The sequence below is a fragment of the Streptomyces seoulensis genome, from assembly GCF_004328625.1.
Taxonomy (GTDB): Bacteria; Actinomycetota; Actinomycetes; order Streptomycetales; family Streptomycetaceae; genus Streptomyces; species Streptomyces seoulensis.
The window spans coordinates 2,141,533-2,156,788 of sequence record NZ_CP032229.1 but is presented as its reverse complement, the minus strand read 5'-3'; the positions used below and the strand labels follow the sequence as shown (position 1 = coordinate 2,156,788).

General features: G+C 71.3%; 11 protein-coding genes. 7 read left to right on the top strand and 4 right to left on the bottom strand.

Annotated features, from left to right (window positions below; translation table 11 throughout):
* Positions 1–132 precede the first annotated feature (132 nt).
* Together recD2 and D0Z67_RS10085 are read left to right on the top strand one after the other, a co-directional pair.
* Entirely contained in the window at positions 133–2,433 is a 2,301-nt protein-coding gene (gene recD2, locus D0Z67_RS10090) for an SF1B family DNA helicase RecD2 (protein ID WP_031182391.1), read from the top strand.
* Positions 2,434–2,598: 165 nt separating this feature from the next.
* A complete protein-coding gene (locus tag D0Z67_RS10085; protein WP_199812214.1) occupies positions 2,599–3,912 on the top strand; it encodes a citrate synthase in 1,314 nt (437 codons plus the stop codon).
* A 574-nt stretch (positions 3,913–4,486) separates the two neighbouring features.
* Here D0Z67_RS10085 and D0Z67_RS10080 read toward each other — a convergent pair.
* The 4 genes from D0Z67_RS10080 to D0Z67_RS10065 form a co-directional block, all read right to left on the bottom strand.
* Complete coding sequence (locus tag D0Z67_RS10080) at positions 4,487–6,751, bottom strand: heavy metal translocating P-type ATPase (protein WP_031182389.1); 2,265 nt, start codon at positions 6,749–6,751, stop codon at positions 4,487–4,489.
* Positions 6,752–6,835: 84 nt separating this feature from the next.
* A complete protein-coding gene (locus D0Z67_RS10075; RefSeq protein ID WP_031182388.1) occupies positions 6,836–7,075 on the bottom strand; it encodes a heavy-metal-associated domain-containing protein in 240 nt (79 codons plus the stop codon).
* 196 nt (positions 7,076–7,271) lie between these two features.
* On the bottom strand, positions 7,272–7,472 hold the full coding sequence (locus D0Z67_RS10070) for a helix-turn-helix transcriptional regulator (RefSeq protein ID WP_031182387.1): 201 nt from the start codon (positions 7,470–7,472) through the stop codon (positions 7,272–7,274).
* Between the two features lie 307 nt (positions 7,473–7,779).
* Positions 7,780–8,694: a sugar phosphate isomerase/epimerase family protein gene (locus tag D0Z67_RS10065; protein WP_031182386.1), complete on the bottom strand. Its 915-nt coding sequence runs from the start codon at positions 8,692–8,694 to the stop codon at positions 7,780–7,782.
* Positions 8,695–8,841: 147 nt separating this feature from the next.
* On the opposite strand from D0Z67_RS10065, the gene iolC reads away from it, so the two are divergent.
* From iolC to mmsA, 5 genes are all read left to right on the top strand, one after another.
* Positions 8,842–9,792 (top strand): 5-dehydro-2-deoxygluconokinase, encoded by a 951-nt coding sequence (iolC, locus tag D0Z67_RS10060; protein WP_031182385.1) that lies wholly within the window; start codon positions 8,842–8,844, stop codon positions 9,790–9,792.
* A gap of 76 nt (positions 9,793–9,868) precedes the next feature.
* Positions 9,869–10,768 carry a Cgl0159 family (beta/alpha)8-fold protein gene (locus D0Z67_RS10055; protein WP_031182384.1) on the top strand — a complete coding sequence of 300 codons (900 nt, stop codon included), beginning with the start codon at positions 9,869–9,871 and terminating at the stop codon, positions 10,766–10,768.
* A gap of 8 nt (positions 10,769–10,776) precedes the next feature.
* Positions 10,777–11,589, top strand: coding sequence for a 5-deoxy-glucuronate isomerase (iolB, locus tag D0Z67_RS10050; RefSeq protein ID WP_031182383.1), 813 nt, complete (start codon positions 10,777–10,779; stop codon positions 11,587–11,589).
* Positions 11,586–13,463, top strand: coding sequence for a 3D-(3,5/4)-trihydroxycyclohexane-1,2-dione acylhydrolase (decyclizing) (gene iolD / locus D0Z67_RS10045; protein WP_031182382.1), 1,878 nt, complete (start codon positions 11,586–11,588; stop codon positions 13,461–13,463). Before iolB ends, iolD begins: the two co-directional genes overlap by 4 nt.
* A 16-nt stretch (positions 13,464–13,479) precedes the next feature.
* Complete coding sequence (gene mmsA, locus D0Z67_RS10040; RefSeq protein WP_031182381.1) at positions 13,480–14,982, top strand: CoA-acylating methylmalonate-semialdehyde dehydrogenase; 1,503 nt, start codon at positions 13,480–13,482, stop codon at positions 14,980–14,982.
* Positions 14,983–15,256 lie beyond the last annotated feature (274 nt).

The window sequence follows — 15,256 nt, the reverse complement described above, 5'->3', positions numbered from 1 at the left end:
GGATTGGAATCGATTACACGGGCTCCCGGCAAGACCCTCCGGGGTGGCTGAAATCAGATCGTGATGAACCCCGCTCAGATGAGCACTTCGGATGCGGGGTGCACTGTCCGCCCCCGCCGGTACCGTCGGTCCATGGCTCAGCAGGCGTCTCGGCAGACGGGGAACACCACCGGCGAACGGCAGTTGGCCGAGCTGGAGGGGGTGCTGGAGCGCATCACCTACGCCGACGAGGAGACCGGCTACACCGTCGCCCGCGTCGACACCGGCCGGGGTGGCGGCGACCTGCTCACCGTGGTCGGCGCGCTGCTCGGCGCCCAGGTGGGGGAGTCGCTGCGGATGCGGGGCCGCTGGGGCTCGCACCCGCAGTACGGCAAGCAGTTCACCTGCGAGAACTACACGACCGTCCTCCCCGCCACGGTGCAGGGCATCCGCCGCTACCTCGGCTCCGGCCTGGTCAAGGGCATCGGCCCGGTCTTCGCCGACCGCATCACCCGGCACTTCGGCCTGGACACCCTGACGGTGATCGAGGAGGAGCCGAAGCGCCTGATCGAGGTCCCCGGCCTCGGGCCCAAGCGCACCAGGCGGATCGCCGACGCCTGGGAGGAGCAGAAGGCGATCAAGGAGGTGATGCTCTTCCTCCAGACCGTCGAGGTCTCCACCTCCATCGCCGTGCGGATCTACAAGAAGTACGGCGACGCCTCGATCTCCGTGGTGAAGAACCAGCCGTACCGGCTCGCCGCCGACGTCTGGGGCATCGGCTTCCTCACCGCCGACAAGATCGCCCAGTCCGTCGGCATCCCGCACGACAGCCCCGAACGCGTGAAGGCGGGGCTCCAGTACGCCCTCTCCCAGTCCACCGACCAGGGCCACTGCTATCTGCCCGAGGAACGCCTCATCGCCGACGCGGTCAAGCTCCTCCAGGTCGACACCGGCCTGGTCATCGAGTGCCTGGCCGAGCTGGCCGCTCCCGGTGAGGAGGGCGAGGAGCCCGGAGTCGTACGGGAGCGGGTGCCCGGACCGGACGGCGGGGAGCCCGTCACCGCCGTGTACCTCGTCCCCTTCCACCGGGCCGAACTCTCCCTCGCCGCCCAGGTGTCGAGGCTGCTGCGCACCGGCGAGGACCGCATGCCCGCCTTCCGGGACGTGAACTGGGACAAGGCGCTCGCCTGGCTGAGGGGCCGTACCGGCACCGACCTCGCGCCGGAGCAGGAGGCGGCCGTGCGGCTCGCGCTCACCGAGAAGGTCGCCGTCCTCACCGGCGGCCCCGGCTGCGGCAAGTCCTTCACCGTCCGCTCGGTCGTCGAACTCGCCCGCGCCCGGCGGGCCAAGGTGGTGCTGGCCGCGCCGACCGGACGCGCCGCCAAGCGGCTGGCCGAGCTGACCGGCGCCGAGGCGTCCACCGTGCACCGGCTGCTGGAGCTGAGGCCCGGCGGGGACGCCGCCTACGACCGCGAACGCCCGCTGGACGCCGACCTCGTGGTGGTGGACGAGGCGTCCATGCTGGACCTGCTGCTCGCCAACAAGCTGGTCAAGGCCGTACCGCCCGGCGCCCATCTGCTGTTCGTCGGCGATGTGGACCAGCTGCCCAGCGTCGGCGCCGGGGAGGTGCTGCGGGATCTGCTGGCCCAGGGGAGTCCGGTGCCCGCCGTCCGGCTCACCCGCGTGTTCCGTCAGGCCCAGCGGTCCGGGGTGGTCACCAACGCGCACCGGATCAACGCGGGCCGACATCCGCTCACCGAGGGGCTGGACGACTTCTTCCTGTTCGTCGAGGACGACACCGAGGAGGCGGGCCGGCTCACCGTGGACGTGGCCGCCCGCCGCATCCCGGCCCGCTTCGGCCTCGACCCGCGCCGGGACGTGCAGGTCCTCGCGCCGATGCACCGGGGCCCGGCGGGCGCCGGCGCCCTCAACGCCCTGCTCCAGCAGGCCGTCACCCCGGGCCGCCCCGATGTGCCGGAGAAGCGGTTCGGCGGCCGGGTGTTCCGGGTCGGCGACAAGGTCACCCAGGTCCGCAACAACTACGACAAGGGGGCGAACGGCGTCTTCAACGGCACCGTGGGCGTGGTGACCTCGCTCGACCCGGTCGAACAGCGCCTGACGGTACTGACCGACGAGGACGAGGAGGTGGGGTACGAATTCGACGAACTGGACGAACTGGCCCATGCCTACGCCGTGACCATTCACCGCTCCCAGGGCAGTGAATACCCGGCCGTGGTGATCCCGGTCACCACCGGAGCCTGGATGATGCTCCAGCGCAACCTGCTCTACACGGCGGTCACCCGCGCCAAGAAGCTGGTGGTGCTGGTGGGTTCGCGCAAGGCGATCGGCCAGGCCGTACGCACCGTGTCGGCCGGCCGGCGGTGCACGGCGCTCGACTTCAGGCTCGCCGGTTCCGTACACCTCGGCGAAAATGATCGATCAAATGAGTCATGAAGGTCACAGAGCCTTTCCGGATGCCCCGCCCAGGGGGCAGGATGAGCAGGTTGACGGCACTGAGTGCCGCCAGTGGGCCAAGTGGCGACCCCGAGTGCACTCTCCTGAGCCAAATGGGGGATGGTAGAGACAGTCAGGGCACCTCGAAGATGAGGCACTAAGTCGGTGAGGGAAGACGTGAGCGAGCACACCAAGAACGACGCGGTAGTACTGCGGGTCGGCGACGGCGAGTACACCTATCCGGTGGTCGACAGCACCGTCGGCGACAAGGGCTTCGACATCGGGAAGCTCCGCGCCCAGACCGGTCTGGTGACCCTGGACAGCGGTTACGGCAACACGGCCGCGTACAAATCCGCCGTCACCTACCTCGACGGCGAGGCGGGCATCCTCCGCTACCGCGGCTACCCGATCGAGCAGCTCGCCGAGAGCTCCACCTTCCTCGAGGTGGCGTACCTCCTGATCAACGGTGAGCTGCCGACCGTCGACGAGCTGGCCAAGTTCCAGGGCGACATCACGCGGCACACCCTGCTGCACGAGGACGTCAAGAACTTCTACCGGGGCTTCCCGCGCGACGCCCACCCGATGGCCATGCTGTCCTCGGTGGTCTCGGCGCTGTCCACCTTCTACCAGGACAGCCACAACCCGTTCGACGAGAAGCAGCGCGACCTCTCCACGATCCGGCTGCTCGCCAAGCTCCCGACGATCGCGGCGTACGCCTACAAGAAGTCGATCGGCCACCCGTTCGTCTACCCGCGCAACGACCTCGGCTACGTCGAGAACTTCCTGCGCATGACGTTCTCGGTGCCGGCCCAGGAGTACGACCTCGACCCGGTCGTCGTCTCCGCGCTGGACAAGCTGCTGATCCTGCACGCGGACCACGAGCAGAACTGCTCGACCTCCACGGTCCGTCTGGTCGGCTCCTCGCAGGCCAACATGTTCGCCTCGATCTCCGCCGGCATCAACGCGCTGTGGGGCCCGCTGCACGGCGGCGCCAACCAGTCGGTGCTGGAGATGCTGGAGAACATCCAGGCCAACGGCGGCGACGTCGACACCTTCATCCGCAAGGTGAAGAACAAGGAGGACGGCGTCCGCCTGATGGGCTTCGGCCACCGGGTGTACAAGTCCTTCGACCCGCGCGCCAAGATCATCAAGGCCGCCGCGCACGACGTCCTCTCCGCGCTCGGCAAGTCCGACGAGCTGCTGGACATCGCGCTCAAGCTGGAGGAGCACGCGCTCTCCGACGACTACTTCGTCTCGCGCAACCTCTACCCCAACGTGGACTTCTACACCGGTCTGATCTACCGGGCCATGGGCTTCCCGACCGAGATGTTCACGGTCCTGTTCGCCCTCGGCCGCCTGCCGGGCTGGATCGCCCAGTGGACCGAGATGATCAAGGAGCCGGGTTCCCGCATCGGCCGCCCGCGCCAGATCTACACGGGCGTCGTCGAGCGTGACTTCGTGCCGGTCGAGCAGCGCTGAACACGTAGAAAAGCGGAAGGCGCCCTGGCGTCGGTCCCCCCACGGGCCGACGTCCAGGGCGCCTTCCCATGCCCCGGTGCGGATTCCCCCCACGGGATCCGGGCCGGGCGCTTGGAGAGACAGCGCCTGAATTCGCTGTCAGTGATGTGAAACGTGTGTGCGGTCTGCCGGGACAGCGCACGCTGGGAGGGCCGCTCAAAGCTTCCCGGTGTACGTGCCCCGGCTACGCTCCCCCAAGCTCTCAACTTCGTTCGAGCAGGGGGTACCCCCATCCGGAGAAGTCCCCCAAGACGACTCCAGATGCCAGCCGGCGCCCCCCAAGACGCTGGACTGACACCGCCAACTTAGACCTTCGAACCCCTTCGATGGTTACGTTCGCGTCACTGTGACTTGCGTCTCTTGCATACGTCCCATAGGTGCGCAAGAGCCCCGATACGGCGATCGGGACCCAAGCGTAAGGAAGATGCGCGAGCCTTGTGAAGAGGATATGTGAGGCAGGGGCCGGACTCCAGAGGGACTCTTACTTCTCCTCGGGGGACTTCTTCCGGCCACTCACGGCACTTCCTGGCCCGCTTCAGCGGAACCGGCGCAGCCGCAGGCTGTTGGTCACCACGAACACCGAGGAGAAGGCCATCGCCGCCCCCGCGATCATCGGGTTCAGCAGTCCGGCGGCGGCCAGCGGCAGCGCGGCGACGTTGTAGCCGAAGGCCCACACCAGATTGCCCTTGATGGTGGCCAGGGTGCGCCGGGAGAGCCGGATGGCGTCGGCGGCCACCCGCAGGTCACCCCGGACCAGGGTGAGGTCCCCGGCCTCGATCGCCGCGTCGGTGCCGGTGCCCATGGCGAGACCGAGGTCGGCGGTGGCGAGCGCGGCCGCGTCGTTCACCCCGTCCCCGACCATGGCGACGGTGCGTCCCTCGCGTTGCAGCTTTTGGACCACGTCCACCTTGTCCTCGGGCAGCACCTCGGCGACGACCTCGTCGATGCCGACCTCGCGCGCGACCGCCTCGGCGACCGTGCGGTTGTCCCCGGTGAGCAGCACCGGCGTCAGACCGAGCGCGCGCAGTTCGCGTACCGCCTCGGCGCTGGTGTCCTTCACCGCGTCCGCGACGGCGAGCACCGCGCGCGGCACGCCGTCCCAGCCCGCCACGACGGCCGTACGGCCCTCCTGTTCGGCCCGGGAGCGCGCGGCGGCCAGGTCCCCGGGCAGGTCGTCCCAGAGCCGTCCGGCGGCCACCTCGTGGCCGTCCACACGGCCGCGTACGCCCCGGCCCGGGACGTTCTCGAAGTGCTCGGCCGGGGGCAGCGTGCCGACGCGCTCCTCGGCGCCCTCCGCCACGGCGCGGGCGACGGGGTGCTCGGAGGCGTGCTCCAGGGCGCCGACCAGCCGCAGCACCTGCTTCTCGTCCTCGCCGGGGGCGGTGTACACCTCCTGGAGCGTCATCCGCCCGGTGGTGACGGTGCCGGTCTTGTCCAGCACGACGGTGTCCACGCGCCGGGTGGACTCCAGCACCTCGGGGCCCTTGATGAGGATGCCGAGCTGCGCGCCCCGCCCGGTGCCGACCATCAGCGCGGTCGGGGTGGCGAGGCCCAGGGCGCAGGGGCAGGCGATGATCAGTACGGCGACGGCGGCGGTGAACGCGGCGACCGTGTCCCCGGTGACGCCCAGCCAGACGCCGAAGGTGCCCAGCGCGATCAGGATGACCACGGGCACGAACACACCCGAGATCCGGTCGGCAAGACGCTGCACCTCGGCCTTGCCGTTCTGCGCGTCCTCCACCAGCCGGGCCATCCGGGCCAGCTGGGTGTCCCCGCCGACCCGGTCCGCCTCGACCAGCAGCCGTCCGCCCGCGTTGACGGTGGCGCCGGTGACCTGGTCGCCGGGGGAGACGTCGACCGGCACGGACTCGCCGGTCAGCATGGAGGCGTCCACGGCGGAGGTGCCCTCCAGCACCGTGCCGTCGGTGGCGATCTTCTCGCCGGGCCGCACCACGAACCGGTCGCCCACGGCGAGCGAGCCGACCGGTATCCGCGTCTCGCGCCCGTCCCGCAGTACGGTCACGTCCTTGGCGCCCAGCTCCATCAGCGCCCGCAGCGCGGCACCGGCCCGGCGCTTGGAGCGGGCCTCCAGATAGCGGCCGAGCAGGATCAGCGCGACGACCCCGGCGGCGACCTCCAGGTAGATGACGGAGGTGCCCTCGGAGCGGGCGACGGTGAAGGTGAAGGCGTGCCGCATGCCGGGCATGCCCGCGTGGCCGAAGAACAGGGCCCACAGCGACCAGCCGAACGCGGCGAGTGTGCCGACCGAGACCAGGGTGTCCATGGTGGCCGCGCCGTGCCGCAGGTTGGTCCAGGCGGCCCGGTGGAAGGGCCACCCGCCCCAGACGACCACGGGCGCGGCGAGGGTCAGCGAGAGCCACTGCCAGTTGTCGAACTGGAGCGGCGGGACCATGGCCATCAGGATCACGGGCACGGCGAGCAGGGCGGAGACCAGCAGCCGCTGCCGCAGCGCGGCCAGTTCGGGGTCGCGCTCGGCCGGCCCGGCGGACCCGTCCGCGCCGATGGCCGGTTCCGGCTCCGGGGGCGGGGGTTCCTCGGCGGTGTACCCGGTCTTCTCGACGACCGCGATCAGGTCCGCGACATGGACGCCGTCGCCGAAGCTGACCTTCGCCTTCTCCGTCGCGTAGTTCACGGTGGCGCTCACGCCGTCCATGCGGTTGAGCTTCTTCTCCACCCGCGCGGCGCAGGACGCGCAAGTCATGCCGCCGATGAGCAGCTCGACCCGGTTCTCGTCCGCTATGGGCGCCGTACGCCCTGTCTCTGCGGTGGTGCTGGTCATGCCCGGACTCCAGACATCGGACCGGACCTTACGGAATCCAGTATGAGCTGGTCGGTACGGCCCGGTCGGGGAAGGGTTTCTCGCTCAGGCCCGGCCGGTCAGCTCGAAGCCGGCCTCGTCGACGGCGGCGCGCACGGCCTCCTCGTCGAGCGGGGCCGCCGAGACGACGGTGACCTCGCCGGAGGAGGCGACGGCCTTCACCGAGCTGACGCCGGGGATCTCGGAGATCTCGGCGGAGACGGAGCCCTCGCAGTGGCCGCAGCTCATGCCGCTCACCTGGTAGACGGCGGTGACGGAGCCGGGGGTGTCGGTCTGGGCGCTCATGTCGTTCTCCTCGTCGTACTGGGGTCTTACTCTTCGAACACTATACCCCTAGGGGGTATTCCCCAAGGGGGTGCCGAGTGCGGGGGGAATTCACCGGCACCCTATGTATACGCCCGCTTTGTCGCAGTACGGCGAACGCCCGCACGCCGTCCCACGGGGGAGGCGTACGGGCGTTCCCGGTCGGGTGGCGCGGAGGTCAGCCCTCTCTGCGGCCCCGGTTGCCGGGCCGGGCGGCGACCCAGGCGCGCACGGTGTCGGCGTACCAATAGGGCTTGCCGCTCTCCACGTGGTCCGGCGGTGGGAGCAGACCGTGTTTCCGGTAGGACCGAACGGTGTCCGGCTGCACCCGGATGTGTGCCGCGATCTCCTTGTAGGACCAGAGCCTGCGGTCGGTCATGAGTCGCACCTCCTGCGCGCGCCGCGGCGGCGGCCGGGGGACGGCCGTCGGGGGAGCCCGGCGCTGTGCTGGTGATCACCAAGCCTGTGCCCGGTCAACGACGCAGAGTGACCACGAGCAAGCGGCTGTGGGCCGGGTGTGACGGAGAACCCGCGTACGCGAGACATATGTGACAGGAGGGGTGCGTTCGTGACAGAACCACAGCGGAGGAAGTGGGGGTGCGGCGGGCGTGGCGCGTTGACCCGTACGGGCCAGGCCGTCGCTCTTCCGGGCGCGCGGTGCGTTTATCGGGGGGCAGGCGGTGCGCTTATACGCCGCACGACCTCAGGAACGCGCGGGTGCGGCGGGCGATCGGCAGCGGCCGGTCCGGCGCGCAGGGGTACATGTCCTGCTCGACGATGGCGAACAGATCGGTGTCCAGCCGGGCCGCCGCCTCCAGCACCGGGCCCAGCGCGGGGACCCCGGCGGGGGGTTCGCACATCACGCCCCGCGCGACCGCCGGCCCGAAGGGCGTGCCCTCCGCGCGCACCCGGGCCAGGATCTCGGGGTCGACCTGCTTGAGGTGGAGGTAGCCGAGCCGTTCCCCGTAGGTCTCGATCAGCTCGACGCTGTCCCCGCCGCAGTAGGCGTAGTGGCCGGTGTCCAGGCACAGGGAGACCAGGGCCGGGTCGGTGGCGTCGAGGAAGCGGGTGACGTGGGCCTCGGTGTCGATGTGGGTGTCGGCGTGGGGGTGGACGACGATCGTCAGGCCGTACCGCTCGCGCACCTCGTGGCCCAGCCGCTCGGTCTGTCCGGTCAGGTCGCGCCACTGGGCCGGGGTCAGTTCGGCCGGCTCCAGCACCGCGCCGGTGCGGTCGTCCCGCCAGAAGGAGGGGATGACGACGAGGTGGCGGGCGCCGGTCGCCCGGGTCAGTTCGGCGACCGAGGAGACGTGCTCCCAGGTCTTCTCCCACACCGCCGGGCCGTGGTGCAGCCCGGTGAACACGGTTCCGGCCGACACCTTCAGGCCACGCCGGGCGGTCTCCTCGGCGAGTACGACGGGGTCGGTGGGCAGGTATCCGTAGGGGCCCAGCTCGATCCACTCGTAGCCGGCCGCGGCCACCTCGTCCAGGAAGCGCCGCCACGGGACCTGGGCGGGGTCGTCCGGGAACCAGACACCCCAGGAGTCGGGCGCCGAGCCGACGCGGACACGGGACAGCGGGGAGGACGGCATCGACGTCATGGGCGCCAGCGTGCGGGCCGTCCGAAAAGGTGTCAATACGTGGTCCGAATGTCTGGACAAAACGTTGACAGGGCTCACCGGACCGGACTAGAAAGCCGGGGGAGAGTCCGGCCGGGGGTCCTGACGAGTCCTTGCGAAGGGGAGCCGATGGCGTACGACCTGATCACCATGGGACGGATCGGAGTGGACCTCTATCCCCTCCAGACCGGCGTCCCGCTCGACCGGGTGACCTCCTTCGGCAAGTTCCTCGGCGGCTCCGCCACCAACGTCGCCGTCGCCGCCGCCCGCCTCGGACTCGGAACCGCCGTCATCACCCGTACCGGTGACGATCCGTTCGGTACGTACCTCCACGAGGCGCTGCGCGGCTTCGGTGTGGACGACCGCTGGGTCACCCCGGTGCCCGGCCTGCCCACCCCGGTCACCTTCTGCGAGGTCTTCCCGCCGGACGACTTCCCGCTCTACTTCTACCGGCTGCCCAAGGCCCCCGACCTGGAGATCCACCCCGGCGAACTCGACCTCGGCGCGATCCGCGCCGCCCGCGTCTTCTGGGTCACCGGCACCGGCCTGAGCGAGGAGCCCAGCCGCACCGCGACCCTGGGCGCCCTCGCCCACCGCGCCCGGTCCGGCATCACCGTCTTCGACCTGGACTGGCGGCCGATGTTCTGGGACGACCCCGGCTCCGCCCGCCCCTTCTACGCCGAGGCCCTGCGGCACGCCACCGTCGCCGTCGGCAACGTGGACGAGGTGGAGATCGCCACCGGCACCCGCGAACCGCACGCCGCCGCCCGCGCCCTGCTGGACGCGGGGGTGGAGCTGGCGGTGGTGAAACAGGGGCCCAAGGGCGTCCTCGCCGTCCACCGCGACGGGGAGCGCGCGGAGGTGCCTCCGCTGCCGGTCACCGTCCTCAACGGCCTCGGCGCGGGCGACGCGTTCGGGGGCTCGCTCTGCCACGGCCTGCTGGCGGGGTGGGACCTGGAGAGGGTCGTGCGGCACGCCAACGCGGCCGGCGCGATCGTGGCCTCGCGGCTGGAGTGCTCCTCGGCGATGCCCACCCCGGACGAGGTGGCGTCGGCGCTGGCTGCGGGGGCGGTGCGGTGAGCCCTGGCCGGGCGGGGGCGGCCGGCGCATGGGGCTGGAGTGCCTCGGGAGTCTGCCCCGCTTCCGGAGCCCCGCGATGAGTACCGCCCGCGTCGACGTCGCCGCCCTCGTCCACCTCCGTACCCGGCACCCCGAGGCCATCGCGGAGGCGGCCGCGCGGCGGGTGCGGCGGCCGTTGGTCGGGGCGAGCGAACGGCTGCTGATCGTGGCCGCCGACCATCCGGCGCGGGGCGCGCTCGGCGCGGGCGGCCGGCCCTTCGCCATGGCCAACCGGGCCGACCTGCTGCACCGGCTGTGCGTGGCGCTGTCCCGACCCGGTGTCGACGGGGTGCTGGCCAGCGCCGACGTGCTGGACGACCTGCTGCTGCTCGGCGCCCTCGAGGGCAAGGTCGTCCTCGCCTCCATGAACCGGGGCGGTCTCCAGGGCGCCCGCTTCGAACTGGACGACCGCTTCACCGGACACCGCCCCGAGGACATCGCCCGCAGCCGCTTCGACGCGGGCAAGCTGCTGCTGCGCATCGACCCCGCCGACCCCGGCTCGCTGACCACCCTGGAGTCCGCCGCCCGCGCCGTCGACGCCATGGCGGAGCGCCGACTCCCGCTGTTCGTCGAGCCGTTCCTCTGCCGACGCGGCCCGGACGGGCGTCTGCGCAACGATCTGTCCGCCGAGGCGGTCACCACCTCCCTCGCCATCGCCTCCGGGCTCGGCGGCTCCTCCGCGTACACCTGGTTGAAGGTGCCCGTCACGGAGAACCCGGACGACATGGCCGACGTCATGGCGACCACCACACTGCCCGCCGTCCTGCTCGGCGGCGAGACCGGCGGCTCCCCGCAGGAGCAGGCCGCCGCCTACGAGAAGTGGCGCGGCGCGCTGCGACTGCCCACCGTGCGCGGCCTGGTGGTCGGCCGCACACTGCTGTACCCGGCGCACGGCGACGTGGCCGCCGCCGTGGACACCGCCGCAGGACTGCTGTGAGGGCCCGCATGACCAGCACCCGACTCCATCTGCCGCACGGCGAGGCCGCGAACGGCCCGTACGCGCTCGACATCGGGCCAGGTCAGGAGGGTTGGGCACACACACGACTGCGCGTCGTGGAGCTGGCGGCGGGCGCCGCCCACACCTTCGGCACCGGTGACACCGAGTGGATCGTGCTCCCCCTGCAAGGTGCATGTACCGTACAAATTGACGAGAACGAGTTTCAGATCCGGGGCCGGGAGAACGTGTTCGCGGCAGTCTCCGACTTCGCGTACGCCCCCCGCGACAGCCGGGTCCAGATCGCCTCCGGCGCGGGAGGCCGCTTCGCCCTGGCAGGAGCGAAGTGCGAGCGACGACTCCCCGCCCGCTACGGCCCCGCGCCGGAGGTCCCCGTCGAACAGCGCGGCAGCGGCACCTGTACCCGCCAGGTGCGCAACTTCGCCGCCGCCGACACCTTCGACTGCGACCAACTCATCGCCGTGGAGGTCGTCACCCCCGGCGGCAACTGGTCGTCGTACCCGCCGCACAAGCACGACGAGCACCGGCCGGGGGAGGAGTCCGAGCTGGAGGAGATCTACTACTTCGAGATCGAGGACGGCGGCCTCGGCTACCAGCGCGTCTTCCCCTCCCGCGCGGGCGGCGCCGACCTGCTCGCCGAGGTCCGCACGGGTGACGCGGTGCTCGTCCCCGACGGCTGGCACGGCCCGTCGATCGCCCAGCCGGGCCACGCCATGTACTACCTGAACGTGATGGCCGGACCCGGCGCGGACCGGGAATGGCGGATCAGTTTCCACCCCGACCACCGAGGGGGTTACCGGTGACCACCAGGCTCACGGTCGCGCAGGCGCTCGTCCGCTTCCTCGCCGCCCAGTACACCGAACGCGACGGCGTACGGCAGCGGCTCATCGGCGCCACCTGGGGCGTCTTCGGCCACGGCAACGTCGCCGGGATCGGCCAAGCCCTGCTGCAATACCGGGAGTTGATGCCCTACCACCAGGGCCGCAACGAGCAGGCGATGGTGCACGCGGCCGTCGGCTACGCCCGCCAGTCGGGCCGCCTCGCCACCCACGCGGTGACCACCTCCATCGGACCCGGCGCCACCAACCTCGTCACCGGCGCCGCCCTCGCCACGATCAACCACCTGCCCGTCCTGCTGCTCCCCGGCGACGTCTTCGCCGCGCGCCCCGCCGACCCGGTCCTCCAGCAGCTCGAACTCCCTCACGCGGGCGATGTGTCGGTGAACGACACCCTGCGCCCGGTGTCCCGGTACTTCGACCGGATCACCCGCCCCGAGGCCCTGATCCCGAGCGCGCTCGCGGCCGTACGGGTGCTCACCGACCCGGCCGACACCGGCGCCGTCACCCTCGCCCTCCCGCAGGACGTGCAGGCGGAGGCGTACGACTGGCCCGAGGAGTTCTTCGCCGACCGGGTCTGGACCGTGCGCAGGCCCGGCGCCGACCCGGCCGAACTCACTGCAGCGGTACGGGAGATCAGGGCGGCCCGGCGTCCCCTGGTCGTCGCGGGCGGCGGGGTCCGTCACAGCCGCGCCGAGGACGCGCTCGCGGAGTTCGCCGCCGCCACCGGCATCCCGGTCGCCGCCACCCAGGCCGGCAAGGGCTCCCTGCCCCACGACCATCCCCAGGACGTGGGCGGCATCGGCCACACCGGCACCCACACCGCCGACGAACTCGCCCGCGCGGCCGACCTGGTGATCGGGATCGGCACCCGGTACACCGACTTCACCACCGCCTCCGGCACCCTCTTCGCCGACCCCGGCGTGCGCTTCGTCAACCTGAACATCGCGCCCTTCGACAGTCACAAGATGGCCGGTCTTCCGCTGGTCGCCGACGCCCGCAGCGGGCTGACCGAGCTGACCGAGGCGCTGGGGACGCACGGGTACCGGGTGCCGGACGCGTACCTCGCGAGCTACACGGCGGCCAAGGTGGACTGGGAGCGCCGGGTAGACGCCTGCTTCGCCGCCGACGACCCCGACGCGATCCCGACCCAGACCCAGGTGATCGGCGCGCTCGACGCCCTGGTGGACGCGAGCGACATCCTCGTCAACGCGGCCGGCTCCCTCCCCGGCGACCTGCACAAACTCTGGCGGACCCGCGCCCGCGACCAGTACCACCTGGAGTACGGCTACTCCTGCATGGGCTACGAGATCCCGGCCGCCCTCGGTGTGAAGCTGGCCGCTCCCGAGCGGAACGTCTGGGCGCTGGTCGGCGACGGGACGTATCTGATGATGCCGGGCGAGATCGTCACCGCCGTGCAGGAGGGCGTGGCCATCAAGATGCTGCTGATCCAGAACCACGGGTACGCGTCCATCGGCGGGCTGTCCGAGTCGGTCGGCGCCGAGCGCTTCGGCACCGCCTACCGGTGTCCGGCCGGGGACGGCACCCTCACCGGCCCGCCGCTCCCCGTCGACCTCGCCGCCAACGCGGCCAGCCTGGGCATGCGGGTGCTGCGCGCCCGGACGGTCTCCGAGCTGCGCGGCGCCCTCGCCGAGGCGCGCGCCGCCGACACTCCCACTTGTGTCTACGTGGAGACCGAAACGTCCGACAGTGTGTCGGGCGCGCCTCCCGCCGCGGCCTGGTGGGATGTTCCTGTGGCCGAGACCGCGACCAGGCCGTCCGCGGTCGAGGCACGCGAGCTGTACGAACGGCATCTGCCGGCCCGCCGCCGTCATCTGTGACAAGGAGCCCGAGGACATGACGAAGATCGTCAACCACTGGATCGGCGGCAAGACCGCCGAGGGGGCGTCGGGCACGTACGGGCCGGTCACCGACCCGGCGACCGGCGAGGTCACCACCAAGGTCGCCTTCGCCTCCGTCGAGGAGGTGGACGCGGCGGTCGCCGCCGCCAAGGACGCCTTCACGACCTGGGGCCAGTCCTCGCTGGCCCAGCGCACGTCCATCCTCTTCAGGTTCCGGGCACTGCTGGACGAGCACCGCGACGAGATCGCCGCGCTGATCACCGCCGAGCACGGCAAGGTGCACTCCGACGCGCTGGGCGAGGTCGCGCGCGGCCTGGAGATCGTGGACCTGGCGTGCGGGATCAGCGTCCAGCTCAAGGGCGAGCTGTCCACCCAGGTCGCCACCAACGTCGACGTGGCCGCGATCCGGCAGCCGCTCGGCGTGGTCGCGGGCATCACCCCGTTCAACTTCCCGGCGATGGTGCCGATGTGGATGTTCCCGCTCGCCGTCGCGTGCGGCAACACCTTCGTGCTGAAGCCGTCGGAGAAGGACCCCTCGGCCGCCCTGAAGCTGGCGGAACTGCTGGCCGAGGCCGGGCTGCCGGACGGTGTCTTCAACGTCGTGCACGGCGACAAGGTGGCCGTGGACCGGCTGCTGGAGCACCCGGACGTGAAGGCGGTGTCCTTCGTCGGCTCCACCCCGATCGCCCGCTACATCCACAGCACCGCCTCCGCGCACGGCAAGCGCGTCCAGGCCCTCGGCGGCGCCAAGAACCACATGCTGGTGCTGCCGGACGCCGACCTCGACGCGGCCGCCGACGCCGCCGTGTCCGCCGCCTACGGCTCGGCGGGCGAGCGCTGCATGGCGATCTCGGCGGTCGTCGCGGTCGGCTCCATCGGCGACGAGCTGGTGCGGAAGATCCGCGAGCGCGCCGAGAAGATCAAGATCGGCCCCGGCACCGACCCCGCCTCGGAGATGGGCCCGCTCATCACGGCGGCCCACCGCGACAAGGTGGCCTCCTACGTCTCGGGCGCCGCCGCCGAGGGCGCCGAGGTCGTGCTCGACGGCACCGGCTACACCGTCGAGGGCCACGAGGACGGCCACTGGATCGGCATCTCCCTGCTCGACAAGGTGCCGACCAGCGCGAAGGCGTACCAGGACGAGATCTTCGGCCCGGTGCTGTCCGTGCTGCGCGTGGACACCTACGAGGACGGCGTCGCCCTCATCAACGCCTCCCCCTACGGCAACGGCACCGCCATCTTCACCCGCGACGGAGGCGCCGCCCGCCGCTTCCAACTGGAGATCGAGGCCGGCATGGTCGGCGTCAACGTCCCCATCCCGGTCCCCGTCGGCTACCACTCCTTCGGCGGCTGGAAGGACTCCCTCTTCGGCGACCACCACATCTACGGCAACGACGGCACCCACTTCTACACCCGCGGCAAGGTCGTCACCACCCGCTGGCCCGACCCCTCCGACACCCCGGCAGGCGTCGACCTGGGCTTCCCGCGCAACCACTGAGCCGACACCGTCATCCGGGCCCGAAGGCAGCTTTCGCTGGCTTCGGGCCCGGCTTTTTTCGGCCACGGACTGCGGTTCCCGTACGCCCGACAACGGCGCGGGTGTCTGCGAGATGTTGCTGTTTCGGTCGCCGGTAGGGCGTCGGGGGTGCGGATTTCGTAGGACGACACCCATTGACGTGGTGGTTTTCGTCGGTGTTCCATGCAGCGCCGGGAGCGAGACGTACGACACACAGCGAGCCGCCGGAGGCGATACCGCTCCCGCCCGAGTCCTC